The sequence below is a fragment of the Roseisolibacter agri genome (assembly GCF_030159095.1).
Lineage (GTDB): Bacteria > Gemmatimonadota > Gemmatimonadetes > Gemmatimonadales > Gemmatimonadaceae > Roseisolibacter > Roseisolibacter agri.
Genome location: NZ_BRXS01000004.1, coordinates 740,597 through 764,553 on the forward strand (window position 1 = coordinate 740,597; position 23,957 = coordinate 764,553).

Annotated in this window: 26 protein-coding genes, 4 tRNA genes and 1 rRNA gene; 26 read left to right on the plus strand and 5 right to left on the minus strand. The window is 72.9% G+C overall.

Annotated elements, in window-relative coordinates:
• Positions 1-10 precede the first annotated feature (10 nt).
• From rosag_RS15445 to rosag_RS15460, 4 genes are all read right to left on the minus strand, one after another.
• Complete coding sequence (locus rosag_RS15445) at positions 11-928, minus strand: zinc dependent phospholipase C family protein (protein WP_284351043.1); 918 nt, start codon at positions 926-928, stop codon at positions 11-13.
• A 29-nt stretch (positions 929-957) separates the two neighbouring features.
• On the minus strand, positions 958-1,266 hold the full coding sequence (locus rosag_RS15450; protein WP_284351044.1) for a hypothetical protein: 309 nt from the start codon (positions 1,264-1,266) through the stop codon (positions 958-960).
• A gap of 4 nt (positions 1,267-1,270) precedes the next feature.
• Positions 1,271-2,071 (minus strand): hypothetical protein, encoded by an 801-nt coding sequence (locus rosag_RS15455; protein ID WP_284351045.1) that lies wholly within the window; start codon positions 2,069-2,071, stop codon positions 1,271-1,273.
• Positions 2,072-2,206: 135 nt separating this feature from the next.
• Positions 2,207-2,548: a P-II family nitrogen regulator gene (locus rosag_RS15460; protein ID WP_284351046.1), complete on the minus strand. Its 342-nt coding sequence runs from the start codon at positions 2,546-2,548 to the stop codon at positions 2,207-2,209.
• 140 nt (positions 2,549-2,688) lie between these two features.
• Between rosag_RS15460 and murA the strand changes: the two genes are divergently transcribed.
• The 16 genes from murA (at position 2,689) to murI (ending at position 18,648) form a co-directional block, all read left to right on the plus strand.
• Entirely contained in the window at positions 2,689-4,005 is a 1,317-nt protein-coding gene (gene murA, locus rosag_RS15465) for a UDP-N-acetylglucosamine 1-carboxyvinyltransferase (RefSeq protein WP_284351047.1), read from the plus strand.
• A complete protein-coding gene (locus tag rosag_RS15470; protein WP_284351048.1) occupies positions 4,002-4,778 on the plus strand; it encodes a purine nucleoside phosphorylase YfiH/LACC1 family protein in 777 nt (258 codons plus the stop codon). Before murA ends, rosag_RS15470 begins: the two co-directional genes overlap by 4 nt.
• Positions 4,779-4,921: 143 nt before the next feature.
• On the plus strand, positions 4,922-5,389 hold the full coding sequence (locus rosag_RS15475; RefSeq protein WP_284351049.1) for a ribosome maturation factor RimP: 468 nt from the start codon (positions 4,922-4,924) through the stop codon (positions 5,387-5,389).
• Between the two features lie 12 nt (positions 5,390-5,401).
• Positions 5,402-6,727 (plus strand): transcription termination factor NusA, encoded by a 1,326-nt coding sequence (gene nusA, locus rosag_RS15480; protein WP_284351050.1) that lies wholly within the window; start codon positions 5,402-5,404, stop codon positions 6,725-6,727.
• Positions 6,728-6,782: 55 nt separating this feature from the next.
• Positions 6,783-7,151, plus strand: a complete 369-nt coding sequence (locus tag rosag_RS15485; protein WP_284351051.1) for a L7Ae/L30e/S12e/Gadd45 family ribosomal protein — start codon at positions 6,783-6,785, stop codon at positions 7,149-7,151.
• A 52-nt stretch (positions 7,152-7,203) separates the two neighbouring features.
• Positions 7,204-10,206: a translation initiation factor IF-2 gene (gene infB, locus rosag_RS15490; RefSeq protein WP_284351052.1), complete on the plus strand. Its 3,003-nt coding sequence runs from the start codon at positions 7,204-7,206 to the stop codon at positions 10,204-10,206.
• A gap of 98 nt (positions 10,207-10,304) precedes the next feature.
• Positions 10,305-10,781 (plus strand): 30S ribosome-binding factor RbfA, encoded by a 477-nt coding sequence (rbfA, locus tag rosag_RS15495; protein WP_284351053.1) that lies wholly within the window; start codon positions 10,305-10,307, stop codon positions 10,779-10,781.
• 25 nt (positions 10,782-10,806) lie between these two features.
• Positions 10,807-11,664: a tRNA pseudouridine(55) synthase TruB gene (gene truB, locus rosag_RS15500; protein ID WP_284351054.1), complete on the plus strand. Its 858-nt coding sequence runs from the start codon at positions 10,807-10,809 to the stop codon at positions 11,662-11,664.
• Positions 11,657-12,619 (plus strand): bifunctional riboflavin kinase/FAD synthetase, encoded by a 963-nt coding sequence (locus rosag_RS15505; RefSeq protein ID WP_284351055.1) that lies wholly within the window; start codon positions 11,657-11,659, stop codon positions 12,617-12,619. Before truB ends, rosag_RS15505 begins: the two co-directional genes overlap by 8 nt.
• A 144-nt stretch (positions 12,620-12,763) precedes the next feature.
• Positions 12,764-14,452 carry a protein translocase subunit SecD gene (gene secD / locus rosag_RS15510; protein WP_284351056.1) on the plus strand — a complete coding sequence of 563 codons (1,689 nt, stop codon included), beginning with the start codon at positions 12,764-12,766 and terminating at the stop codon, positions 14,450-14,452.
• Positions 14,453-14,469: 17 nt separating this feature from the next.
• Positions 14,470-15,456 (plus strand): protein translocase subunit SecF, encoded by a 987-nt coding sequence (secF, locus tag rosag_RS15515; RefSeq protein ID WP_284351057.1) that lies wholly within the window; start codon positions 14,470-14,472, stop codon positions 15,454-15,456.
• A 93-nt stretch (positions 15,457-15,549) separates the two neighbouring features.
• A complete protein-coding gene (locus rosag_RS15520; RefSeq protein ID WP_284351058.1) occupies positions 15,550-16,344 on the plus strand; it encodes a TatD family hydrolase in 795 nt (264 codons plus the stop codon).
• A 52-nt stretch (positions 16,345-16,396) separates the two neighbouring features.
• Positions 16,397-16,789, plus strand: a complete 393-nt coding sequence (locus tag rosag_RS15525; protein WP_284351059.1) for a RidA family protein — start codon at positions 16,397-16,399, stop codon at positions 16,787-16,789.
• A 194-nt stretch (positions 16,790-16,983) separates the two neighbouring features.
• Positions 16,984-17,075, plus strand: a tRNA-Sec gene (locus rosag_RS15530).
• 27 nt (positions 17,076-17,102) lie between these two features.
• Positions 17,103-17,798 carry a hypothetical protein gene (locus tag rosag_RS15535; RefSeq protein WP_284351060.1) on the plus strand — a complete coding sequence of 232 codons (696 nt, stop codon included), beginning with the start codon at positions 17,103-17,105 and terminating at the stop codon, positions 17,796-17,798.
• A 10-nt stretch (positions 17,799-17,808) separates the two neighbouring features.
• The gene (murI, locus tag rosag_RS15540; protein WP_284351061.1) at positions 17,809-18,648 is read left to right on the plus strand and encodes a glutamate racemase; all 840 of its coding nucleotides are present in this window, start codon (positions 17,809-17,811) and stop codon (positions 18,646-18,648) included.
• Here the strand turns inward: murI and rosag_RS15545 are convergent.
• Positions 18,583-19,371 (minus strand): UDP-2,3-diacylglucosamine diphosphatase, encoded by a 789-nt coding sequence (locus rosag_RS15545; protein ID WP_284351062.1) that lies wholly within the window; start codon positions 19,369-19,371, stop codon positions 18,583-18,585. The two genes, murI and rosag_RS15545, sit on opposite strands and share 66 nt — an antisense overlap.
• Before the next feature lie 122 nt (positions 19,372-19,493).
• Between rosag_RS15545 and rosag_RS15550 the strand changes: the two genes are divergently transcribed.
• The 10 genes from rosag_RS15550 to rosag_RS15595 all read left to right on the plus strand — a co-directional run.
• Positions 19,494-19,931 (plus strand): acyl-CoA thioesterase, encoded by a 438-nt coding sequence (locus tag rosag_RS15550; RefSeq protein WP_284351063.1) that lies wholly within the window; start codon positions 19,494-19,496, stop codon positions 19,929-19,931.
• Positions 19,928-20,569, plus strand: a complete 642-nt coding sequence (locus tag rosag_RS15555; protein WP_284351064.1) for a hypothetical protein — start codon at positions 19,928-19,930, stop codon at positions 20,567-20,569. Before rosag_RS15550 ends, rosag_RS15555 begins: the two co-directional genes overlap by 4 nt.
• Before the next feature lie 22 nt (positions 20,570-20,591).
• The gene (locus tag rosag_RS15560; protein WP_284351065.1) at positions 20,592-21,104 is read left to right on the plus strand and encodes an LptE family protein; all 513 of its coding nucleotides are present in this window, start codon (positions 20,592-20,594) and stop codon (positions 21,102-21,104) included.
• Positions 21,101-21,601 (plus strand): D-glycero-beta-D-manno-heptose 1-phosphate adenylyltransferase, encoded by a 501-nt coding sequence (gene rfaE2 / locus rosag_RS15565; protein WP_284351066.1) that lies wholly within the window; start codon positions 21,101-21,103, stop codon positions 21,599-21,601. The genes rosag_RS15560 and rfaE2 overlap by 4 nt, the downstream gene beginning before the upstream one ends.
• The gene (rph, locus tag rosag_RS15570) at positions 21,585-22,340 is read left to right on the plus strand and encodes a ribonuclease PH (protein ID WP_284351067.1); all 756 of its coding nucleotides are present in this window, start codon (positions 21,585-21,587) and stop codon (positions 22,338-22,340) included. Before rfaE2 ends, rph begins: the two co-directional genes overlap by 17 nt.
• A complete protein-coding gene (locus rosag_RS15575) occupies positions 22,337-22,981 on the plus strand; it encodes a non-canonical purine NTP pyrophosphatase (RefSeq protein WP_284351068.1) in 645 nt (214 codons plus the stop codon). Before rph ends, rosag_RS15575 begins: the two co-directional genes overlap by 4 nt.
• 37 nt (positions 22,982-23,018) lie before the next feature.
• A tRNA-Pro gene (locus rosag_RS15580) sits at positions 23,019-23,092 on the plus strand.
• A gap of 44 nt (positions 23,093-23,136) precedes the next feature.
• Positions 23,137-23,213 (plus strand) — tRNA-Arg (locus rosag_RS15585).
• A gap of 33 nt (positions 23,214-23,246) precedes the next feature.
• A tRNA-Lys gene (locus rosag_RS15590) sits at positions 23,247-23,318 on the plus strand.
• Between the two features lie 526 nt (positions 23,319-23,844).
• Positions 23,845-23,957, plus strand: a 16S ribosomal RNA gene (locus rosag_RS15595); the annotation flags it as partial.

Consider the following 23,957-nt stretch of genomic DNA (forward strand, 5'->3'; position numbering starts at 1 on the left):
CTGCGCCGCGCTACGCCTCGCGAAGCGCGGCGGTGAACAGCGGCTTGGGCAGCGACGCCGCGTAGGTCAGCGACGACGAGGGGAGCCCGAACTGCCGCTCCGCCTCGGCGCGCGCGGCGTACTCGCCGCCGGTGCGCAGCGCCATCCGCCGCACGCGCTTGGCCTGCCGCAGCGGCTCGTCGCCCGACGGATCGAGGCGGAACGCCTCCGAACCCTCGCCGCGCCGCAGCCAGTCGATGATGAAGTCGAACGACCGCACGACGTGGCGTCCCACCTCGTCGTCGTGCAGGTCCCAGCGACTGTTCTCGGTCACCAGCTGGAACACCCGCTGCCACGACTCGCTGTCGGCGACGTGCACCATCCCCCGGAACAGGCGGCGGTTGGTGGGCGTGCTGAAGATCGTCGGGCTGAGGATGCGGTCCAGGTGGTCGTCCGACCGCGCGTGGTCGCGCAGGATCAGCTCGCGGGCGCGCCGGCTCGCGCCCACCGGCAGGTGCGTCTCGAAGCGGCTCTCCCAGTAGGAGTGCCCGAGCGCCGCGGTGCTGGCCGTGATGGCCAGCTGCCGCGGCACGAAGTAGTTGTGCGCGACGGCGTCCGCGGCCAGGTGCGCCTGGTAGCCGAGCGCGAACGCGCGCAGCGGCTCGTCGCGCGCGCGGTCGGCGATCTCCTGCCCGACGTGCCACGCGTGGCAGTGCCGCCCGACCGGCGCGTACTTCTTCGCCATGCTCGTGTCGGCCGCGATCGACCCGTACAGGAAGTCGTACGGGAAGGCGCGCAGCAGCTCCGCGACGGCGTCGGGGACGAGGTGCAGCGACCGCAGCACCGCCTCGCCGAGGAAGACGTGCGTGCCCGGCGTCCACGCCCACGCGTCGGTCGGCAGCAGCGCCACCGCGAGCAGGGCGAGCGCCGCGCAGCCCAGCACCCGCACCGGCAGCCGGTGGTGGGCGCGCGCGTCCGTCAGATGCCGAGCTCCCGCCGGCGGCGCCGCATCGCGCGCCGCATCTGCCGCAGCTCGCGCTCGATCGCCTCCTCGACGCGGTCCCGTGCGGCCGACACGAAGCCGCTGACCGCGGACGATGCGTCATGCACGCTCGGCACGTCGCGGAACGCGCGCGACGCGGTCTTGTGCACGCGGCGGGCGCCGCGCACCATCGCCGGCTCCTCGGGCGCCAGCACGCGCGACGCCAGCAGGCCCACGCCCGCGCCCACGGCGGCGCCCAGCAGGGCGGCGATCAGCAGGTCGACGCCTTCGCGATCCTCGTCCATCGACTCATCCTCGAGTGCGGGGTCCACGGCGCGGGCGGACGCGCGGCTGCTCCCGCGCGGCGACGCGGGAATCGTCTTCGGCATCGGTCAGGTCCTCTTCGAAGTCGTCTTCGTCGTACGGGAGATCGTCCAGGCCGTCGTCCAGCCCGGCGTCCAGCAGGTCCTCCTCGAGCGGCCGCGCTTCCACCAGCGCCAGCTCGTCCAGCGCGTCGCCCGTCGCCAGCAGCGGCGCATCCGCCACGGCTGGGCGCCGCGGCGGCCGCGGCGGCACGATCGCCTCGCCGAGGTCAGCGCCGAGCGACGCCACGCTCGCACGCACGCCTCGCACCGTCGCCGCCGCGGTGACGAACGTCTCCTCTGCCTCCTCCTGCGCGATCTCGATCAGCGCCTCCAGCTCGCGCGCCCGCGTCTCCGCGCGCGCGACCGCCTTCTGCAGCCGCCGCTCGGCGTCCGTCACGAGCGCGCTCGCCCGCTGCACGTCGGCGCGGATCGCCGTGGAGACGTAGTCCACGTTCTCGGCGATACGGCTGGCGTGGTGCGCGATCGGGTTCACGTCGGCGTACACGCGGTCCAGCAGGTCGCTGATCTTCTTGTAGCTCTGCCGGAAGTTCCAGGCGGCCGGGATCACCGCCGCCGCGAGCGCGATGAACGAGATCGTGAGCAGCGCGTCGAGGATCTGCGTCGTCCGCTCGAACCAGCCGGGATCGATCGGCGCCTGCTTCATGATCAGCGTGTCGCCCACGGTCGGGACCTGGGCGATGAGCCACACGCCGGCGCGGGTGAGCGCCGTGGACGCGGTCAGCATCGGGAAGGAAGAGGCGAGAGGGCGGACGGCACCCGGTGGCGGCGCGCCCGCAGCCGTGCGACCGGCGGGCGTGACATTGGCCGAGGCCGGTGCAAGCGAGGGGCCAGCACGGCGCCGGGCGTGGCGAGGACCACGCTAGCGCTCCAGCTCGGGCGCCAGGCCGACGACGCGCCCGACCGGCACGGTGAAGACGATGCCCACGCCCGGCGCCGCGAGGTCGCCGCAGACGTCCTGGATCATCCGGATCGCGGCGTCCGCCTTGGCGTCGTCGAGCACGCAGAGGATGGTCTGGTTGTGCGCGCGGGTCGTCTGGCCGAGGCTCTCCAGCCCGGCGAACAGGGGCAGCTCGCGCCGGAGCATCCGCCCCATCCCGCGACTCTCGAGGATCGTCGCGCCCGTGATCCCCAGCTCCACGAACCCCGCGAGCACCCCGTCGATCCGCGACTCCTGATTGATGACGGCGACGAGCAGTTGCATCCCTTTGGCGCGAGGCGTTGGGCGGCTATCGTACCGGGCGCGTCGGGCCGCGTCAAGGAACGCGCGCCCTCGTGGCGCGCGTCTTGTTGCAGGCGGCCCGCTCCGCGTCGCTTCCGCTCCGTCCCCGCTCCCCGCTCGCAATGTCCGCCGCGCACTCGCAGGCCGTCCAGTTCATCGTCGAGGGCGGGAACCGCCTCTCGGGCTCCATCCGGCCGTCGGGCAACAAGAACGCGGCGCTCCCGATCGTCGCCGCGGCGCTCTGCACCGAGCATCCGGTGACGCTGGAGAACGTGCCGCGCATCCGCGACATCGAGACGCTCGTGGAGCTGGTGCGCTCGCTCGGCGTCGCGATCTCGTGGCAGGAGCGGAACACGCTGCACATCCACGCGAAGACGGTCACGCCGGGTGAGCTCGATCGCGAGCTGTCGAAGAAGATCCGCGGCTCGATCCTGCTCGCGGGCCCGCTGCTCGGGCGCTGCGGGCGCGTCACGCTGCCGCCGCCGGGCGGGGACGTGATCGGGCGTCGCCGGCTCGACACGCACTTCCTGGCGCTGGAGCAGCTGGGCGCGCGCTACGACCTCACGGACGTCATCGACATGTCCGCGCCCAAGGGGCTCCGCGGCGCCGACGTCTTCCTCGACGAGCCGAGCGTCACCGGCACCGAGAACGCGATGATGGCGGCCGTGCTCGCGCAGGGCACGACCGTGCTGCGCAACGCCGCCAGCGAGCCGCACGTGCAGGACCTCGCGCACTTCCTCGTCGCCCTGGGCGGCCGCATCGAGGGCATCGGCACCAACCAGCTGACGATCCACGGCGGCACGAAGCTCGGCAGCGCCACGCACCGCATCGGCCCCGATCACATCGAGGTCGGGTCCTTCATCGGGCTCGCGGCCGTCACGAAGTCCGAGATCCGCATCGAGCGCGCGGGCGTCGAGCACCTGCGCTCGACGCTCATGGGCTTCGAGCGGCTCGGCGTGGACTGCCGCATCGAGGGCGAGGACCTGATCGTGCCGGGCGACCAGTCGCTGCTCGTGCAGTCGGACCTCGGCGGCCACGTGCCGACCATCAGCGACCAGCCGTGGCCCGCGTTCCCGGCCGACGTCATGTCGATCGCCATCGTCACCGCCACGCAGTGCCACGGCATGGTGATGATGCACGAGAAGATGTTCGAGTCGCGGATGTTCTTCGTGGACAAGCTAATCGGGATGGGCGCGCGCATCGTGCTCTGCGACCCGCACCGCGCGATCGTGTCGGGGCCGAGCCGCCTGCGCGGCACGACGCTGGAGAGCCCCGACATCCGCGCCGGCATGGCGATGTTGCTGGCCGCGCTGTGCGCGGAGGGCACGAGCGTCATCAACAACGTCGGCCAGATCGAGCGCGGCTACGAGCGCATCGACGAGCGCCTCAACGCGCTCGGCGCCAGGATCGAGCGCGTCGGGGACCGCCGCACGCCGTGAGCGCGGGCGGCACCGTGGACGTGGGAATGGAGGCGGGCGTCGCCGACGCGGCGGCGCGGCCCGCGGACGGCGGCGCGCCGTACCTCGAGTTCGACGTCTTCTCCGAGTGGGGCGTCCGTGCGCTGGTGACCACGCGCGCGGCGGGCAGCTTCGTCAGCGGCGGGGACGAGCCGATGGGCGAGGTCATGGCCCGCTGGTCCGCGCTGCAGCACCACCTCGCGCCCGCGGGCGGCGGCCGGTTCGCGACCGCGCGGCAGGTACATGGCGCACACGTCATCGAGCACGTCGCCGGCTGGACCGGATGGCTGCGCGGCCACGACGCGGACGGACACCTGGCCGTCGAGCGCGGGACGGCGCTCGCGGTGTCCGTGGCCGACTGCGTCCCGGCCTACGTCGCGCACCCATCGGGCGCCGTGGCGATGCTCCACTCGGGGTGGCGCGGCACGGTCGCGGGGATCCTCGGCAGCGCGGTGCGCGCGTTCGCGGCGCGTGGCCTCGCCGCGGCGGAGCTGCGCGTGCTGCTGGGCCCCGCAATCTGCGGCGCGTGCTACGAGGTGAGCCCGGACGTCTACGGCCAGCTCACCGGCCGCGCGGTCGATCGCCCGACCCCGGTCTCGCTGCACGCGGTGCTCGCCGACCAGGCGCGTGCCCTCGGCGTGCGGGACCTGCACGCGACGCCGCTCTGCACGCGGTGCGACGTGGCCACGCTCTACTCGCACCGCGCCGGCGACGCGGGGCGCCAGCTCGGCGTGATCGTGGCACGCGTGTCATGAGCGCGCCGTCGGCTCGGGCCGTTCAACTTGACGCGACCTAACCCCCGGTCTACCTTAGTATTGCGCTCCGGCCGGGAAACCGGCCCGTTGAATGTGGGGGAGGGTGCCCCACATTTTTTGTTGCCGTTAGCCGCCACCCGACCGTGCACGACGCGCTGGAAACCGCAGTCTCCGCGGAACTCGAGGCCCTCGGGTTCGAGCTCTTCGACCTCCGTCGCCGGGGGTCGCGCAGCCGGCCCGTGCTCGACCTGCGCATCGAGCGGCGGGACGGCGCGCGGGTGTCGGTGGACGACTGCGCGCGCGTCTCGCGGGCCGTCGAGGCCCGACTCGAGGCGGAGCGGCTGGTCGGGGAGCAGTACGTGCTGGAAGTGTCGTCGCCAGGGATCGAACGGCCGCTGCGCGGGCCGGCCGACTGGCGGAAGTTCGCAGGGCAGATGGCGGTGGTCACGGCCCCGTCGCTGCCCGCTGGGAAGGCGGAGGTGACGATCGTCGCTCTCGAAGGCGAGGCTGGCGAGGAAGTGGCGGTCGTCCGCGACGAGCGCGGGGCGGAGCACCGCCTCCGGCTGGCGGAGGTCAGCCAGGCCCGGCTCGCGTTCCACTGGAATCGGTAATAGGAGTCCTGGATGGTCGCTTCGGCTGAGATCCTCACCGCGATTCGCGAGTTGACCAACTCGAAGCAGCTCGATCGCACCGAGCTGTACGCGTTGCTGCAGGATGGCATTCTGGCCGCGCTCGCCAAGAAGTACGGCCCGACCGTTCAGGCCGAGGTCGACATCGACGACGACACGGGCCAGATCCGCGTCGTCCTGCTGCGCACGGTGGTCGAGGAGCCGCAGGACCCGGCCCGCGAGGTCTCCCTCGACGAGGCGCGCGCCCTGGACGCCGAGTTCCAGGTCGGCGACGTGCTGGAGCGCGAGGTTCCCTTCTCGGAGTTCGGCCGCGCCGCCGTGCAGGCCGCCAAGCAGCGCATCGTGCAGCGCGTCCGCGAGGGCGAGCGCACCCGCATCAAGGACGAGTTCTCGACCAAGGTCGGCGAGCTCCTCTCCGGCGAGGTGCAGCAGATCGAGCGCGGCAAGCTCGTGGTGATGCTCAACAAGTTCCGCGAGGCGGAGGCGATCATCCCCTACCGCGAGCAGAACCATCGCGAGCACTATCACCAGGGCGAGACCATCCGCGCGGTGCTCAAGCGCGTCGAGGACACGCCCAAGGGCCCGCGCCTGATCCTCAGCCGCTCGGACGCGCTGTTCGTGCAGGCGCTCTTCCGCCTGGAGGTGCCCGAGATCCAGCAGGGCATCGTCGAGATCCGCGCGGCCGCCCGCGAGGTCGGCAGCCGCACCAAGATCGCCGTCTTCTCGCGTGACGACGCGGTCGATCCGGTCGGCGCCTGCGTGGGCCTCAAGGGCGCCCGCGTGCAGGCCGTCGTGAACGAGCTGGGCGGCGAGCGCATCGACATCGTGCCCTGGTCGGCCGATCCGGAGCGCTTCGCCAAGCTGGCGCTGGCGCCTGCCAAGGTCGCGCGCGTCTTCAGCGACGCCGGCTCGCGCACCATCCAGGCGATCGTGGACGAGGACCAGCTCTCGCTCGCGATCGGCCGCAACGGCCAGAACGTGCGCCTGGCGTCGGAGCTGACGGGCTGGAAGATCGACCTCTACTCAAGCCGCGAGTGGCTGGAGAAGGGCGGCGAGCAGCAGCTCTTCGCGGCCGGCGGCGACGACGAGGTGGAGGACCTGCCGCTGGGCGACATCGCCGGGATCGATCCGGCGGTCGTCGCCGTGCTGGAGGCGGGCGGGTACCGCACGCTGAACGACATCCTCGATCTGGAGCGGGACGACTTCCTCAAGCTGCCGGGCATCGCCCCGGCCGAGGCGGATCGCCTGATCCAGATGATCGACGAGCTCACCACGGAGGACGAGTCCGAGGGAGCCGCCGAGGAGCCGCAGGACGGCTGATCCGGGGTCGGGGGCGTCGCGCCGCAGTGGCGCGGAGCCCCCGACGCGGTCTACGATGGAGACGCCGATGCAGGACCGGCTGCTGCGCCTACTCGGCCTCGGAGTCCGGGGACGGGGGGCGGTGGTCGGAGTGGATCGGGTGCGCGAGGCGGCGCTGAAGGGGACCCTGGTCCTCGCGGTGGTCGCGCCGGACGCCTCGCCCCACAGCCAGGAGAAGGTGCGGCCGCTCCTGCGCGCCCGGGGGATCCCGGTCGTGGAGGGACCGGGCGCGATGGAGTTGGGGCACGCGGTGGGACGAGAGGCGACGGCGGTGGTCGGCGTGACGGACCCCAATCTCGCCCGAGGCATACAACGAATGCTCGGCCCGTCCCTGCAGGGGGACGGCGCGGACGGCGCGCCTCGCGGGGCGCGCTCCGGCGGATGACCAGTCGCAGGGTGCGGCCGGTGCTCCGGTGGGAGCGGATCAGGAGGATTGTTTGAGCAAGCTTCGTGTGCACGACATGGCGGGCGAGTTCGGGATCACCACGGAGGAGGTCATCGACCTTCTCCGGAAGATGGACGTCCCGGTCCGCTCCCATCTGACGCTGCTGACCGACGACCAGGTCTCGCGCATCCGCGCGCGCTGGGAGCGGGAGAAGCGCGCCCGGGCCGAGCGCGCCGCGCAGGCGGCCGCGCCGGCGCCGCCGCCGCGTCGTCGCCGCAGCGCCGCTGCCGAACCGGCCGCCGCGGCGGCCGCTCCCGTCGCCGAGGCCGCACCCGCGACCACGGTGCGCCGCCGCGTGCGCAGCGCCGACGCGGCCGACGACCACGCGGGCGTGCTGACGGCGGAGGCCGCTCCGGCGCCCGTCGCCGAGGCGCCCGCGCCGGCGGTCGAGGAGCCGCGGACGCCCGCGCCCGTCGTCGAGGCGCCGGTCGTCGCCGCTCCGGCGGCACCCGCCGCCCCGGTCGCGCCCGAGACGCCCGCTCCCACGCCCGCGCCCGAGCCGGTCGTCGTCGAGGCCGCGCCGGTGCGCGACATCGTCGCCGTGCCGACTCCCGCCGCGCCGGTCGCGGCCGAGGCGCCCGCGGTCGAGACGCCGGTCGAGCGTCCTGCCGCGCCCGCGGCGGATGCTCCGCAGGCGCCCGCACGTCCGAGCGCGCCACCCGCTGCGCCGGCGCAGCCGACCCCGGCGCGTCCGCAGCCGGTGATGCCGGCCATGCGGCCGGTCGCGTCGGCCTCGCCGTCGACGCCGGCGCCGGCGCCCGCCGCCGCCGGTCCGGCCGGCGGCACCGCGGCCCCCGGTGGTCCGCGTCCGCGTCCGATCACGCCCGGCGCGCCGCGCCCGCGTCCCGTGACGCCTGGTGCGCCGCGCGGCATGACGCCCGTGGCCTCCGCGGCGCCGGGTGGTGGCCAGACCCGCCGTGACGGCGGCCGTGGCCCCGTGGGCGGCTTCGCCAGCCCGTACGGCGGTGGCGGTGGCGGTGGCGCCGGTACCGGGACCGCCGGCGCAGGTGCCGGCGCCGGGGCGCGCGATCGTGGCCGCGGTGGCAAGAAGGGCAAGCGCGGCGCGGTCGACCAGCAGGCGGTCGCCGACAACATCTCGCGCACGCTGCACGGCATGCGCGGGCCGGCCGGCCGTGGCAGCGGGCGCCGCGACGCGCGCGACTCGCGGGAGGAGATGGAGGCGCTGCGCGCCGCCAACGAGCAGCGCGAGCGCACGACGGTCCGCGTCAACGAGTTCATCACCGTCGCGGACCTGGCGCAGATCCTCAAGATCTCGCCGACGCAGATCGTGGGCTTCGCCCTGAAGAACCTGGGGCTGATGGTCACGATCAACCAGCGCCTCGACTTCGACCAGATCGAGCTCATCGCCAGCGAGTTCGGCTTCCAGGCCGTGCGCGAGGAGGAGTACCTCGCGGACTTCGGCGAGGAGACGACGGTCGACGCCGAGGAGGACCTGCAGCCGCGGCCGCCCGTCGTGACCATCATGGGTCACGTCGACCACGGCAAGACGTCGCTGCTCGACTACATCCGCAAGGCGAACGTCGTGGCCGGCGAGGCCGGCGGCATCACGCAGCACATCGGCGCGTACCACGTGTCGCTGCCGGACAAGCGGTTCATCACCTTCCTCGACACCCCGGGCCACCAGGCGTTCACCGCCATGCGTGCGCGTGGTGCGCAGGTGACCGACATCGTCGTGCTGGTCGTGGCGGCGGACGACGGCCTGATGCCGCAGACCATCGAGGCGATCTCGCACGCGAAGAACGCGGGCGTGCCGCTGGTGGTGGCGATCAACAAGATCGACCTGCCGCAGGCGAACCCGGGCAAGGTCAAGCAGGAGTTGCTGCAGCACAACGTCGTGCTGGAGGAGTTCGGCGGCAACGTGCTCTCGACCGAGATCTCGGCCAAGAAGGGCACGAACGTCTCCGACCTCCTCGACCAGCTCGTGCTGCAGGCCGAGATCCTCGACCTGAAGGCGAACGCCGACAAGCGCGCGACCGGCACGGTGGTCGAGGCGCAGCTCGATCCGGGCAAGGGCCCGGTCGCGACGGTGCTCGTGCAGAGCGGCACGCTCCGCGTCGGCGACGACTTCATCGTCGGTCAGTTCTCCGGCCGCGTGCGCGCGCTGCTCGACGAGCGCGGCAAGCAGGTCAAGGCGGCCGGCCCGGCGATCCCGGTGCAGATCCTCGGTCTGACGGGCGTCCCGATGGCGGGCGACCAGCTGATCGTGGTGGAGGACGCGACGCAGGCGCGCGAGATCGCGCAGCGCCGCGAGCGGCTGGACCGCGAGGCCAAGTCGCGCCGCACCTCGAAGGGCGCGGTCACGCTCGAGGACTTCATGAACGTGGCGTCGGCGGGCGAGAAGCGCACGCTGAAGCTGCTCATCAAGGCCGACCAGGGAGGACCGGCGGAGGCGCTCGCCGACGCGCTCGGCCAGCTGTCGAACGAGGAGGTCGTCGTCGACATCATCCAGCGCGGCGTCGGTGCGATCACCGAGGGCGACATCCTGCTGGCGAAGGCGGCCGGCGCGATCATCATCGGCTTCCACGTGCGCCCGGACACCAAGGCGCGCACGGCGGCCGAGCGCGAGGGCGTCGACATCAAGCTCTATCGCATCATCTACGAGGCGGTCAACGACGTGAAGGCGGCCCTCGAGGGGATGCTCAAGCCGGAGCAGCGCGAGGTCATCCTCGGCGAGGCCGAGGTGCGCGAGGTCTTCAAGGTGCCGCGCATCGGTGCGATCGCCGGCTCGTACGTCCGCAGCGGCTCGTTCCAGCGCGGCGCGAAGGTGCGGGTGGTGCGCGACGGCGTCGAGATCTACGACGGCAACCTGGGCTCGCTGCGCCGCTTCAAGGACGACGTGAAGGAGGTCAAGGAAGGCTTCGAGTGCGGCATCGGCGTCGAGAACTTCAACGACCTCAAGGTCGGCGACGTGATCGAGTGCTACCGCACCGAGGAGGTCGCGCGCACCCTGCAGTCGGGCAGCGCGAACTCCTGATCCGGCACCACGCTCGGCGCTCGGCGCTCGGCGCTCGCTCCGTCGATCGACGGGGCGGGCGGCGGACGCCGGGCGCCGACTGCTTCTAGAGAGGTACCATGCCCTACGACAATCGACGCCCCGATCGGGTGGCCGAGGCGATCCGCGAGGAGGTCGCCGGCTTCCTGGCCGACGGCGTGAAGGATCCGCGCGTGCGCGGCCTGGTCACGGTGACCGGCGTCGACATCACGCGCGACCTGCGGCACGCGAAGATCTTCGTCAGCATCATGGGGAGCGACGCGGAGCGCGACGAGACGCTCGCGGGGCTGACGGCGGTGGCCGCGCACCTGCGCGGCCGCGTCGGCCGCGCGCTGCGCCTGCGCGTCGCGCCGGAGCTCTCCTTCAAGACCGACGCGAGCGTCGGCTACGCGGCGCGCATCGAGACGCTCTTGGAGGAGGTGCGCCGCGAGCGCGACGCGTCCACGAACGACGACGCGCCCGCCAGCGACGCGACCGCGAGCGACGCGACCGCGACCGACGCGACTGCGAGCGAGGCGCCGAACGGCGACGCCTCCGCGCCCGACGTGCGCGGCTGATCGCACGGGCGGCGGTCGCACGTCGATGGCCGACGGCCTTCTTCTCGTCGACAAGCCCGCGGGCGTGACGTCGCACGACGTCGTGAACGTGGTGCGGCGCGCGACCGGCGAGCGCCGCGTCGGCCACGCGGGCACGCTCGACCCGTTCGCGACGGGTCTGCTCGTCGTCCTGACCGGTCGCGCGACGCGCCTCATCCCGCACGTCAGCGGCGATCCCAAGGTCTACGAGGCGACGGTCCGCTTCGGTGCCGAGACGGACACCGAGGACCTGCTGGGGTCGATCGTGCGCGAGGCGCCCGCAGCCACCGAGGAGGCCGTGCGCGCGGCGATCCCCGCGCTCACCGGGTGGCTCGACCAGGTGCCGCCGGCGTATTCGGCCAAGCGCGTCCAGGGGAAGCGGGCGTACGACCTCGCGCGGGAGGGGATCGCCGTGGAGCTCGCCCCATCGCGCGTGCGCGTCGACCGCTGGGAGTTGCTGGCGTGGCGCGCGGGTGAGCACGTGGAGGCCGACGTGCGCGTGACGTGCGGCGGCGGGACGTACATCCGCTCGCTGGCGCGCGACCTCGGGCGACTCACAGGGAGCGCCGCGCATCTCACCGCGCTTCGGCGGGCTCACAGCGGCGCGTTCGACGTCGCGCACGCCACCTCGCTCGACGACGTGCGCGAGGGCCGTGCGGTGCTGCGCGCACCGCTCGACGCGCTTCCCGAGCATCCCGTGCAGACGCTGGACGACGGCGATGTGCGGCGCATCCTCGCGGGCATCCAGGTGCACGCGATCGTGGACGGCGCGTGGGCCGCGCTCACGAATCCGTCGGGCGCGCTCGTCGCGCTGGCGGAGCGGGCAGGGGAGCGCTGGCAGCCGCGCGTGGTGCTGCATGGCTGATCCCGTGCTTCTCGGCGCCGACGATGAGTCGTGGCTCCCGCCCGACGTGGGTGGCACGGTCGCGACGGTCGGCTCCTTCGACGGCGTGCATCGCGGCCACCAGGACGTGCTCGCGCGGCTCTCCGCGCGTGCGCGTGAGGTCGGTCTCCGCAGCCTGCTCGTGACCTTCGAGCCGCACCCGCTGGAGATCGTCAATCCGGACGTGGCGCCGCACCTTCTCACGCCCGGCCGCGAGAAGCTCGCGGCGCTGGCGGAGAGTGGGGTCGACTACGTCGCGGTCGTGCCGTTCACGCGGACGCTCGCCTCGTACGAGGCGTCGCAGTTCGTGGACCTCGTGCTGCGCGATCGGCTGCGCATGCGCGAGCTGTTCATCGGGCACGACCACGGCTTCGGGCGCGGCCGCGCGGGCGACGTGCACGTGCTGCAGCAGCTGGGCGCCGCGCGCGGCTTCCGGGTGGAGGTGGTCGAGCCCATCGCGGCCGACGGTCACGCGGTCTCCTCCACCGCGATTCGCCGGGCCGTCGCCGGCGGCGATCTCCACCGCGCCGAGGTCGGGCTGGGGCGCCCGTACGGGGCGACCGGGACGGTGGTGCAGGGCGAGCAGCGCGGCCGGCTCCTCGGCTATCCCACGCTCAACGTCGCCCTGCCGAGCCCGCGGAAGCTGCTCCCGCCCGAAGGCGTCTACGCGGTCCGCGTCCACACGGTCGGCGGCTCCTACGGCGGCATGCTCAACCTCGGGCCACGGCCGACCTTCGGGGACGCGACCCGCTCGCTCGAGGCGCACCTGTTCGACGCCGAGGGCGACTGGTACGGCCAGACCGTCGGCGTCGATTTCGTGGCGCGCCTGCGGGACACTCGGCGCTTCGACGGGGTAGACGCTCTCGTCGCGCAGCTCGGGCGCGACGCGCAGCACGCCCGGCGCGTCCTCGCCCGACCCGCCGCCGACGCCCGCTGAGCCGTTCCCGGCCGGTCCTCCGGCTGGTGTCCGACCCGCGTTGACTCCGCACTCCGGGGCCGGTAACCTTCGGAGTTTCCGGAGCTTCGCCTCGCTCCGCCCCCTCCGCACGTCCCCCCTCCACCCCTCCCGGTCCGCAGGCGCATGTCGAACCTGAAGTACCGTCTGCTGCTCATCGGCGCGCTCGTCCTGGCGTCGGTGTTCGCGCTCTTTCCGCGTACCGTCGTCGAGCGCGTGAAGCGCAACGGCGTCTTCGTGACCGACACGGTCCGGCGCGTGCCCCTCAAGCGGGGGCTGGACCTGCAGGGCGGGATGCACCTGACGCTCGAGGTCGACGAGACCAAGGGCGCCGTGGCGAACAAGGGGGAGGCGCTCGACCGGGCGCTGCGCGTCGTGCGCAACCGCATCGACGAGCTGGGCGTGAGCGAGCCCGTCGTGCAGAAGGTCGGCGACGACCGCATCATCGTCGAGCTGCCCGGCGTGGACGATCCGATCCGCGCGCAGGCCGTCGTGCAGAAGGCCGCGTTCCTCGAGTTCCAGATCGCCGACGAGACGCAGGCGCTCGAGCGCTCGCTGGCGCGCCTCGACGCGGTCGCCGCGCAGAAGCTGCCCACGGTCGCCGCCGCTGGCGCGGCCGACACGGCCGCTGCCGCCGCTGGCCAGAAGGGGCTGACGTCGCTCTTCGGCGCCGACAGCGCGCGCCGCGACACGACGGTCGCCGCGACCACCGCGGGCCGCGACTCGGCCGGCCGCACGGACAGCGCGGGCCGTCGCGCGTCCACGGCGGGCGCCTTCTCGCGCGCCATCCAGCAGGGCAACCATCCGGGCCAGTACATCGTGGCCGAGGACGACTACCGTCGTCTGCAGCCGCTGCTCGACCTCCCCGAGATCCAGGGCGCGCTGCCGCCGGGCAAGATCCTGCGCTGGGGCGCCGACTCGATCGTGGCCGGCGGGCAGATCTACCGCCCGCTCTACGTCCTCGACTCGCGACCGATCATCACCGGTGAGTACCTGACGTCGGCGCGTCCGGCGCAGGACCCGACCGAGGGCAACCTCGTCCAGTTCGAGCTCAGCCGCGAGGGCGGCCGCCGCTTCCAGAACGAGACGGGCAAGCACCTCCAGGACTTCATGGCGATCGTGCTCGACCAGCGCGTCATCACGGCGCCGGTCATCCAGAGCGCCATCGGCAACCGCGGCCAGATCACGCTCGGCCGCGGCTCGCTGCAGGACGCGCAGGACCTCGCGATCGTGCTGAACGCCGGCGCGCTGCCGGTGCCGCTCAAGGTCGCGGAGACGCGTGAGATCGGCGCCAGCCTCGGCCAGGACTCGATCCGGCAGGGCATCACCGCCATGGTGATCGCCGTCCTGCTGATCATCGTCATCATGGTCGGCTACTACCGCATCTCGGGCGCGCTCGCGGTGTCGGCGCTCTCGCTGTACGTGCTGTTCACGCTGGCGATCCTCGCGGGCTTCCACGCGGCGCTGACGCTCCCGGGCGTCGCCGGTCTCGTGCTGACGATCGGCATCGCCGTCGACGCGAACGTGCTGATCTTCGAGCGCATCCGCGAGGAGTTGGATCGCGGCAAGACGGTGCGCCTCGCCGTCGACGAGGGCTTCCGCCATGCGATGAGCGCGATCGTCGACACGAGCGTGGCGACGATCCTCACGGGCGCGGTGCTCTACCAGTACGGCTCCGGCCCGGTCCGCGGCTTCGCCGTCACGCTGATCGCCGGCATCGCGGCGTCGCTGTTCACGGCGATCTTCGTGACGCGGACGTTCTTCCTCATCTGGCTGTCGCGGAGCCCGCGCGCCCAGCAGGCCCTCAGCATCTGACCGCGGGACGCACCGACATGCTGCGCATCTTCCACAACACGAAGTTCGACTTCATCAAGTGGTGGCGCTGGGCCGCCGGCCTCACGGCCGCGTTCATCGCCATCGGGCTCGCGTCGTACGCGGTGAACCCGTCGCTGAACTACAGCATCGAGTTCACCGGCGGCACGCTGATGCAGCTCGAGTTCAAGCAGCCGCCCGACGTCGGCCAGCTGCGGCAGACGGTGAACACCGTCGCGCGCGGTGCCGAGATCCAGCAGTACGGCTCGCCCCTTGAGTACACGGTGCGCGCGCGCGGCGAGGGCGAGACGGCCAACGCGGGCGCCGAGGGCGTCGGCCGCCAGGTCCAGGGCGCGCTCGAGCAGAAGTACGGTGCCGGCAACGTGCGCATCGTGCGCACGGAGGCGGTCGGCGCGCGCGTCGGTGAGGAGCTCTCGCGCGGCGCGCTCATCGCCGTGCTCCTCGGCTCGCTCATCACGCTGGTCTACCTGGCGATCCGCTTCGAGTGGCGCTTCGGTCTCGCGGCCGTGCTCGCAACGGGCCACGACATCCTCGTGACCGCCGCGTTCATCAAGCTGTTCCACATCGAGGTCAGCCTCACGGTCGTCGCCGCGATCCTGACGCTGCTCGGCTACTCGATGAACGACACGATCATCATCTTCGATCGTGTCCGCGAGGACCTGCGCCAGAAGCGCAAGGAGCCGCTCCGCGACACGCTGAACCGCGCGATCAACGAGACGCTGCCGCGCTCGGTGCTGACGCACGCCACCACGCTCGCCGCGACGCTCGCGCTGCTGCTCTTCGCGGGCGAGGTGATTCGCCCGTTCGCGTGGGTGATGGCGTTCGGCATCTTCGTCGCGACGTTCAGCTCCGTCTACGTCGCCGGCCCGCTGCTCCTCTGGATCGAGCGCAAGTATCCGCGCGCGGAGGTCGCCGGCGTCTCCAAGTCGGCCGCGTCCACCGGTCGCACGGCGTCGCAGCCCGGCCAGACGGTCGGCGCACGCTGACCGCACGCTCTCCTCGCGGCGCCCGCGCCGCGTGACCGACTCCCCGCGGCCCCGCCGCGGGGAGTCGTCGCATCCGCCCTTCCCGTCGCTCGCATGACGACCCCCTTCTTCGACAGCCACGCGCACCTGGGCGATCCCGCCTTCGGCGACGAGGCCGACGCGATCGTGCGCCGCGCGCGTGAGGCGGGCGCCGCCGGCATCGTCAGCATCGGCGAGTCGCTCGCGGCCGCCGCGCGCGCGCGTGCCATCGCCGCACGGCATCCGGGCTTCGTCTGGTTCACGGCGGGCGTCCACCCGCACGACGCCGCCGATTTCGACGCGGCACGCGACGTCGCGGCCATTCGCGCCGAGGTCGCGGGGGGTGCGGTCGCGGTCGGCGAGTGCGGGCTCGACTATCACTACGACCACTCGCCGCGCGACGCACAGCGCGCCGCGTTCGGCTCGCAGCTCCGCCTCGCCGCCGAGCTGGATCGGCCCGTCGTCGTGCACACCCGCGAGGCGGAGGACGACACGCGCGCGATGGTCGAGGAGGCTGGCCGGTCCGGCGTCCGTGGCGTGCTGCACTGCTACACGGGCTCGCACGCCCTGGCCGAGGCGGCGCTCGCGGTCGGCTGGCACGTGTCGTTCAGCGGCATCGTCACGTTCAAGCGGTGGGACGACGACGCGCTGCTGCGGCTCGTGCCCGACGACCGGCTTCTCGCGGAGTCCGATGCGCCGTACCTCGCGCCCGTCCCGCATCGCGGCCGTCGGAACGAGCCGGCGTGGGTCGGCCACACGGTCGCGCGGCTGGCCGCCGCGCGCGGGCAGGACGTCGCCGAGGTCGGGCGACTGGTGACCGCGAACGCCCGCCGCTTCTACGGCCTACCGGCCGCCCCGGGCGCGGACTAACATCCCGCCGCGGCGCTCCGGCCGCACGATCCGACCCTCGCCCACCGCTCCGATGACCGATCCGCGTCTCACCGTCGTCCACACCGCGCAGGCGCCCGAGGCAATCGGCCCCTACTCGCAGGCCGTCGTCGCCAACGGCATGGTGTTCACGGCCGGGCAGATCGCGCTGGATCCGGCGACGATGCAGATCGTCGAGGGCGACGTCAGCGCGCAGGCGGAGCAGGTGATGCGCAACCTCACCGCGGTGCTCGACGCCGCGGGCGCGTCGTGGGCGAGCGTCGTGAAGACGACGATCTTCCTCGCCGACATGGCGGACTTCCAGGCCGTGAACGCGGTGTACGCGCGCGTCACCGGCGACTCGCGCCCGGCGCGCTCCACCGTCGCCGTCGCGGGCCTGCCGCGCAACGTGCGCGTCGAGATCGAGGCCGTCGCGCTCGTCGGCTGAGACGCGGGCCCGTCTCCGCTCCGACTCCCGCGAGCAGCTGGTCGCCGTGCCTCTCGGCACGGTACCGGAGTATGTTTCCCGCGTCGACCGCGCGGTGGTCGTCGGCGAGGTACGCCCGCGCGAGACGCACGCGTTCTACGCGCGGTGGCGCGCCGAGTGGCGTGCGCGCCGTTCGGGCGCGACTCGTGCCGTGAGGGGGCTGATCGGTCCTGGTGGCGGGCCTCGTCTTCACAACCGGTGGGTGGCGCCGGGCGTCGCCGGTCGGTTCGATTCCCACAGGCTCCCGCCGCGGCGACTCCCCGTGCTCAGCCTCGTGCCCGCGCTCTCACGCTTCCTGCATCGCGCCGCGCGCAGTCGCACTCTCGCCATCGTCGCCAGCGTGGTGACGATCGGCGCGGGCTCGGCACGCGCGCAGCAGCCCACGCCACCGGTGCCAGCGACTCCGCGCGACACCGCGCGACCGCGCCCCGACTCGGCGCGCGCGCGCCAGGACACCGCGCGCACCGCGACCGACTCCGCGCGCGGTCCGCGGCGCGCTCGCGCCACGGTCGCGCCGCGCCCGGGGCTCGAGCCGCCCATCTCGCCGCGCCGTGCGTTCCTCTCGTCGCTGCTGGTGCCGGGGCTCGGACAGGCGCGGCTCGATCGACCGGCCGCCGGCGCGCTCTTCGTGACGGTGGAGCTGGCGGCCATCACGATGGTCGCCAAGTCGGCGTACGACCTGCGCGCCGCGAAGGCGTTCCGCGCCGACAGCGTCGTGCTCTCCTATCCCGTGGACACCGCGACCGGGCTGCCGACCACGCGTCCGGTGCGCGGCGAGGGCCCGTTCACGAACGATCTCGTGCGCGCCCGCCGGCTGCATCTCGAGGACTGGCTCGCCGTGATCGCGTTCAACCATCTCATCGCGGGCGCCGAGGCGTTCGTCGCCGCGAACCTCTGGGACCTGCCCGCGCAGGTGGGCGCGCAGCGCAGCCGCAACGGCACGATGCTGCGCGTCAGCGTGTCCTGGTGATCGTCCGGCGATGAGCGCCCAGCAGCCGCCCGACTCGCCCGTCGTGCACCATCCGGCGGCGCCGATCGGCGTGTTCGACTCGGGGATCGGTGGGCTCACGGTCGCTCGCGAGATCATGCGCCAGCTGCCGACGGAGTCAATCGTCTACTTCGGCGACACCGCGCGCGTGCCGTACGGCCCGAAGAGCCCCGACACCGTGCGCCGCTACAGCCACGAGATCGCGGAGTTCCTCCGCGGTGAGGGGGTGAAGGCGATCGTGATCGCGTGCAACACCGCGACCGCGCACGCGCTGCCCATGCTGCGCGCGGAGCAGCCGCTCCCGGTGATCGGCGTCGTCGAGCCAGGGGCGCGCGCGGCGGTGGGCGCGTCGCGCGGCGGCACGGTGGGCGTCATCGGGACGATGGGGACGATCGCGTCCGGCGCCTACGAGCGCGCCATCCGCGCGCTCCGGCACGACGTCGCGGTGCTTGGCCAACCGTGCCCGCTGTTCGTGCCCTTCGTCGAGGAGGGCTGGCTGTCGCACGAGGCGACGCGGCTCGTCGCGCACGAGTACCTCGACGCGCTGCGCGACCGCTCGATGGACACGCTGGTGCTGGGCTGCACGCACTACCCGCTCCTCAAGCCGCTCATCGGCGAGGTGGTCGGGCGCTCGGTGCGCCTCATCGACAGCGCCGAGGAGACGGCGGCCGAGACGGGGCGCGTGCTGGTCTCGCGCGGGCTCGCGGCGCCCGCTGGCACGACGCCGCGGCATCGCTTCATCGCCAGCGACGCGCCGGACCACTTCTCACGGATGGCGCAGCGCTTCCTCGGGGCGCCGCTCGAGCGCGTCGAGACGGTCACCCTCGGCTGATCCGTCCCAGCGACAGAGCGCGATCTCGCGCGCGTCCACGCGCAGGTAGGTCGGCGCGTCGAGCCACGAGCCCGGATTCGCGTACACGCCGCCCGTCGACGCGCGCTCCACGCCCGCGACGTGCGAGTGGCCGAGCACCAGCAGCTCGATCTGCGGGTCCGACTCGAGCCGCGCGATCCCGGCGCGCCGGATGCCGAGGCCGTCGTCGCGCGGTCGGTACGTGCGGCTCGCCTGCGAGCTGCCCGTCGCGAGGCGGCTCGCCGCGTCCACGGGCAGCAGGCGAAACGCCGCCTTGGACAGCGGATGCCGCAGCACCGGGCGGATCGCGCGATAGCCACGGTCCTCGCGCCCGCGCAGGCCGTCGCCGTGCTCCACACGCGCGCGCCAGCCGGCCAGGTCCCCGATCCAGGGCCCGAAGTGGTAGGTGACGCCCACGTCCTGCCGCAGCACGTCGCCGCCCCAGCAGTCGTGGTTTCCAGCGACCCACGTCACCGGCACGCCGGCGTCGACCACGTCGGCGAGCGCCGCGAGCACCCGGAACCCGGTCCGCGGGATGGCCGTGCCCCACTCGAACCAGAAGTCGAACAGGTCGCCGTCGATCATGAGCGAGCCGGCGCGCCCGGGCAGCGACCGCAGGAACGCGATCAGCGCGCGCTCGGTCTCGCGTGGCGCGACGCCCAGGTGGACGTCGGCGAGGATGAAGCAGGGGGCGGGTAGCGACACGCGCCCAAGTCTAGCCCGCCGCCCGGAGCGCACAAAGTCGCGGTCGGGTGGACAATGCCCCCTGGCTCCGGCGATCTTGCCCGCGACGCGCGCCGCCGGCGCGCCCGACCGTCCCGCCTCCCGTGAGCCGCGTCCACACGTCCGAGCTGCGCGTCCGCTACGCCGAAACCGACCAGATGGGGGTGGTGTACCATGCCAACTACCTCGCCTGGTGCGAGGTCGGCCGCACCGACTGGATCCGCGCGGCGGGCATGAGCTACCGCGACATGGAGGCGCAGGGCGTCGGGCTCGCGGTCAGCGACCTGCAGATGCGCTTCCACGCGGCCGCGACGTACGACGACGTGGTTCGCGTCGAGACCCGCTGCACCGAGGTGCGCTCGCGCACCGTCACCTTCGAGTATCTCGTGACCAGGGCTGATACCGGGGCGCGGCTCGTGAGCGCGACGACGCGGTTGATCGCGATCGACCGCCAGGGACGCACGATGGCGATGCCCGCCGCCGTGCGCGAGCTGCTCGAGCGCGCCGCGGCCGACGGATCGGCGTCGGAGGCGTCCGCATGACGCGCTCGCGCGCCATCGCGCTCGCGACGCTGGCGCTCACGGGAGCGGCATCCTGCGCACCGCGTGCGCGCCCGCTCGCCGGAGCCGTGGTGCCCAGGGTCGCGCTCCCGTCGACGACGCTGTCCACGCGGCCGCAGCGCGTCGTCTTCCGCTGGCGCTACGATGAGGCGGAGGGCTTCAGCGCGCGCGGCGAGGGCGTCGCGCGGCTCGTGTCGCCGGACTCGGGCCGGCTCGACTTCTTCGTCGACGGTGGACTCGGCGGCGGCTACGCCATCCTGATCGGCGACCGCGTGACGGCGCCCGGCGGCGAGATGGTGCGACGCCTCATCCCGCCCGCGCCGCTGCTCTGGGCGGCGCTCGGCCGCCTCGCGCTGCCGGCCGCCCCGGACACGACCGTGCGCGCGTCCGGCGACACCCTGCGCGCCGACGTCGGACGTGATCCGACCTGGCGTGCGACCTTCATCGGCGCGCGCCTCGCGCGCCTCGAGCGCATCGACGGGGGGCGCATCCAGGAGTGGATGCAGCGCGACTCGTCGGTGGTGCGCTACCGACACGAGGGCGAGCGCCGCGGGCTCTCGCTCGACGTGCAACGTACGGAGTCCGTCGATGGCTTCCCGGCTTCCATCTGGCCGCGCTGAGCGTCCGCGGGCCTCGCGCGTGATGCGCGCGCGCCGCTGGGCGCTCGCGCTCGTCCTCGGCGCGTCGGTCGGCGTGCAGGGCTGTCGCTTCTCGCCCTACAAGTTCCAGGGCGGCGGGCTGCCGCCGCACGTGCGCACGATGGCGGTGCTGCCGTTCGAGAACGACACGCCCGTGCCCGAGCTGCAGCGCGAGCTGTTCGAGGCGATGCGCCGGGAGCTGCAGAACCGCCTCAACCTCCGCGACGCGTCCGAGGCGAAGGCCGACGCGATCGTGCGCGGGACGATCGTGAAGTACGACATCGACGTGCCGATCGGCTTCAGCGCCGATCCCACGCAGGCGACGACCGCGCGCCGCCAGCTGCAGCTGGTCGTCGACGTGGCGATCATCGATCAGGCGAGCGGTCGCACGCTCTGGGAGAAGAAGGGGCTCACGGCGAAGGGCGAGTACTCCGAGCAGGCCGAGGCGGCCGGTCGCAGGCAGGCGATCGAGGAGGTCATCGCCGACATCATCGAGGGAGCGACCTCACAGTGGTGAGCCCCGTCGTCGAGCTCGCGTTCGATCCGGCGCGCAAGATCATGGGGTGGGACGAGGCGCGCGCGTGGCGCGCGACGCAGCGCGGCCGGCTCGTCTTCACCAATGGCGTGTTCGACCTGCTGCATCCCGGGCACATCGACGTGCTCGTGGGATCGCGGCGACAGGGCGATGCGCTCGTCGTCGGGCTCAATGCCGATGCGTCGGTGCGCCGGCTCAAGGGTCCCGAGCGTCCCGTGCGCTCCGAGGCGGAGCGCGCATACGTGCTCGCCGCGCTGGCGGCGGTCGACGCAGTCGTCGTGTTCGCCGAGGACACGCCGCTGGAGCTGGTGCGCTGGCTGCAGCCGGACGTGATCGTGAAGGGCGGGGACTACCGGGAGGACACGATCGTCGGCGCGCCGGAGGTGCGGGCGCGCGGCGGCGACGTCGTCGTCATCCCGCTCACGCCCGGGCAGTCCACCACCTCCATCATCGAGAAGCTCCGTGGCGGCATCCGCTGAGGTTCCATCCGTCGACGGCGCCGCGCGCGCCGCGGACGCCCTGCGCCCCGTCACGCTGGAGCGCGGCGTGGCGGAGTACGCCGAGGGCTCCTGCCTGATCGCGTTCGGCAAGACGCGTGTGCTGTGCACGGCCAGCGTCGAGGCGGGCGTTCCGGGGTGGCGACGCGGCTCCGGTCAGGGCTGGCTGACGGCGGAGTACGCGATGCTTCCGCGCGCGACGCGCACGCGCACCCCGCGCGAGCGCGCGCAGCTCGGCGGCCGCACGCAGGAGATCCAGCGGCTGATCGGCCGCAGCGTGCGCGCGATGCTCGACGACTTCCGGTTCGGCGAGGTGACGGTGCGCATCGACTGCGACGTGCTGCAGGCCGACGGCGGCACGCGCACGGCGGCCATCACGGGCGCGGCGGTCGCGGTGGTCGATGCGTTCGACGCGGCCGTCACGAACGGGCTGATCGTCGCGTCACCGGTGCGGCGCCGCGTGGCTGCCGTCAGCGTGGGCGTGATCGACGGCGTGCCGCGGCTCGACCTCGACTACGAGCAGGACGTCCGCGCGCTGGTCGACATGAACGTCGTCATGAGCAGCGAGGGCCGGTTCGTGGAGGTGCAGGGCACTGGCGAGAACGGGACCTTCGACCGGGCGGAGCTCGACCGGCTCCTCGAGCTCGCGACCGCGGGCATCCGCGAGCTCGACGCCCGCCAGCAGGCCGCGCTCGCGCAGCCCGTCGATCCGCGCTCGTGACCGCCCAGCTTCCCGCGCGGGTGCTCGTCGCCACGCGCAACGCCGGCAAGCTCGTGGAGCTGCGGCCGATGTTCGCTGCCATCGGGCGCGAGGTCGTCGACCTCGACTCGGCCGGCGTGCCGGAGACGCCGGACGAGGATGCGATCGAGGCGTTCGACACGTTCGAGGCGAACGCGCTGGCCAAGGCGCGCCACTTCCACCGTGCGAGTGGCGGACTGCCGACGGTGGCCGACGACTCGGGGCTGGAGGTCCTCGCGCTGGGCGGCGCGCCAGGCGTGCGCAGCAAAAGCTACGCGACGGCGGCGCCTGGCCAGTCGCAGACGCAGGCCAACAACGACCGGCTGCTCCAGGCGCTCGCCTCGGAGGAGGACCGCCGCGGGCGCTTCGTCTGCGCGGTGGCATTCGTCGACGCCGACCGGGAGCTGGTCGTGCGTGGTGAGACCACGGGCGTGATCACCCGAGAGGCCCGCGGCGCGGGCGGCTTCGGCTACGATCCGCTGTTCCTGAGCGACGACCTCGGGCAGACGCTGGCCGAGGCGGGGCCGGAGGCGAAGGCGCGGGTCGGACATCGCGGCCGGGCGTTCGTCGCGCTCACCGCGGCGCTGGGCGCCGTGCCGCCGAGCGGGCCCTCCGCCGGTTGACGTCGGCAGCGGGAGCGGCTACACTAACGCCGCACTCCGGGGCGTAGCGTAGCCTGGTATCGCGCCTGCTTTGGGAGCAGGAGGTCGCTGGTTCAAATCCAGTCGCCCCGACCTAGCAGGGAAGCCCCGGAGGCAAGGGACTCCCCGACGCCGATGCGCCAGTAGCTCAGGTGGATAGAGCGACAGCCTTCTAAGCTGTTGGTCGGGGGTTCGAGTCCCTCCTGGCGCGCCAGAACAGGGCTCGTTACGTTGCGCCTTGTCGTCAGCTCCGATAGCTCAATGGTAGAGCAGCTGACTCTTAATCAGTAGGTTGTAGGTTCGAGTCCTACTCGGAGCACTAGCAGCACCAGAGCCGGGGTCGCTCTTCGGAGCGGCCCCGGCTTCGTCTCCCGGCGCCGGGGTAGGGGCGCCCGCGGGTGTGGAACCCCGGGAAAGCCGCGGGTTACTACCTGGCCCTGGCGAAGTTGCCGGGCGGTGAGGGCGAGTCGAAACAGAAGTTCTCGACCCCCCTTGAACACCGAGCTGGACCCGCTATTATTAAGTCATGCGCTGCTGACGCGGCGCGGCAAGTCGAAGTGCCGGAGCGGTTTAGGTCGGCACGCCTCAAGTGAAGCACGAGCGAAATGCTCGAAGCGGCCTTGACGAAACGACGCTGCCGAAGTACAATAAGAGGCTGCCGCGGAAATCGCGGCGACCGACGCTGATTGACAATCGAGAAGAGATCGTTGGATGTGCGAGGCGGACTCGTAGACCCGGCAGCGACAGGCGGCCGGCGAGAGTTCAGACCTGATCATTCAAGTGATTCGGACACGCTGTCTCCGCGACAGCGTGAGACAGCGGTTCGATTTAGAGCAGACAAACACTCATTGGAGAGTTTGATCCTGGCTCAGGACGAACGCTGGCGGCGTGCTTAACACATGCAAGTCTAGGGGGCCCGCAAGGGTCACCGGCGAACGGGTGCGTAACACGTGAGCGA

Coding starts and splice junctions, on each gene's coding strand:
- murA (WP_284351047.1), top strand. CDS start 2,689: ATGTCCGCCGCGCACTCGCAGGCCGTCCAGTTCATCGTCGAGGGCGGG.
- rosag_RS15555 (WP_284351064.1), top strand. CDS start 19,928: ATGACGCGCTCGCGCGCCATCGCGCTCGCGACGCTGGCGCTCACGGGA.
- rosag_RS15560 (WP_284351065.1), top strand. CDS start 20,592: ATGCGCGCGCGCCGCTGGGCGCTCGCGCTCGTCCTCGGCGCGTCGGTC.
- secD (WP_284351056.1), top strand. CDS start 12,764: ATGTCGAACCTGAAGTACCGTCTGCTGCTCATCGGCGCGCTCGTCCTG.
- rosag_RS15485 (WP_284351051.1), top strand. CDS start 6,783: ATGGAGACGCCGATGCAGGACCGGCTGCTGCGCCTACTCGGCCTCGGA.
- secF (WP_284351057.1), top strand. CDS start 14,470: ATGCTGCGCATCTTCCACAACACGAAGTTCGACTTCATCAAGTGGTGG.
- rosag_RS15455 (WP_284351045.1), bottom strand. CDS start 2,071: ATGCTGACCGCGTCCACGGCGCTCACCCGCGCCGGCGTGTGGCTCATC.
- rosag_RS15450 (WP_284351044.1), bottom strand. CDS start 1,266: ATGGACGAGGATCGCGAAGGCGTCGACCTGCTGATCGCCGCCCTGCTG.
- rosag_RS15520 (WP_284351058.1), top strand. CDS start 15,550: ATGACGACCCCCTTCTTCGACAGCCACGCGCACCTGGGCGATCCCGCC.
- nusA (WP_284351050.1), top strand. CDS start 5,402: ATGGTCGCTTCGGCTGAGATCCTCACCGCGATTCGCGAGTTGACCAAC.
- rosag_RS15505 (WP_284351055.1), top strand. CDS start 11,657: ATGGCTGATCCCGTGCTTCTCGGCGCCGACGATGAGTCGTGGCTCCCG.
- rosag_RS15460 (WP_284351046.1), bottom strand. CDS start 2,548: ATGCAACTGCTCGTCGCCGTCATCAATCAGGAGTCGCGGATCGACGGG.
- murI (WP_284351061.1), top strand. CDS start 17,809: ATGAGCGCCCAGCAGCCGCCCGACTCGCCCGTCGTGCACCATCCGGCG.
- rosag_RS15525 (WP_284351059.1), top strand. CDS start 16,397: ATGACCGATCCGCGTCTCACCGTCGTCCACACCGCGCAGGCGCCCGAG.
- truB (WP_284351054.1), top strand. CDS start 10,807: ATGGCCGACGGCCTTCTTCTCGTCGACAAGCCCGCGGGCGTGACGTCG.
- rbfA (WP_284351053.1), top strand. CDS start 10,305: ATGCCCTACGACAATCGACGCCCCGATCGGGTGGCCGAGGCGATCCGC.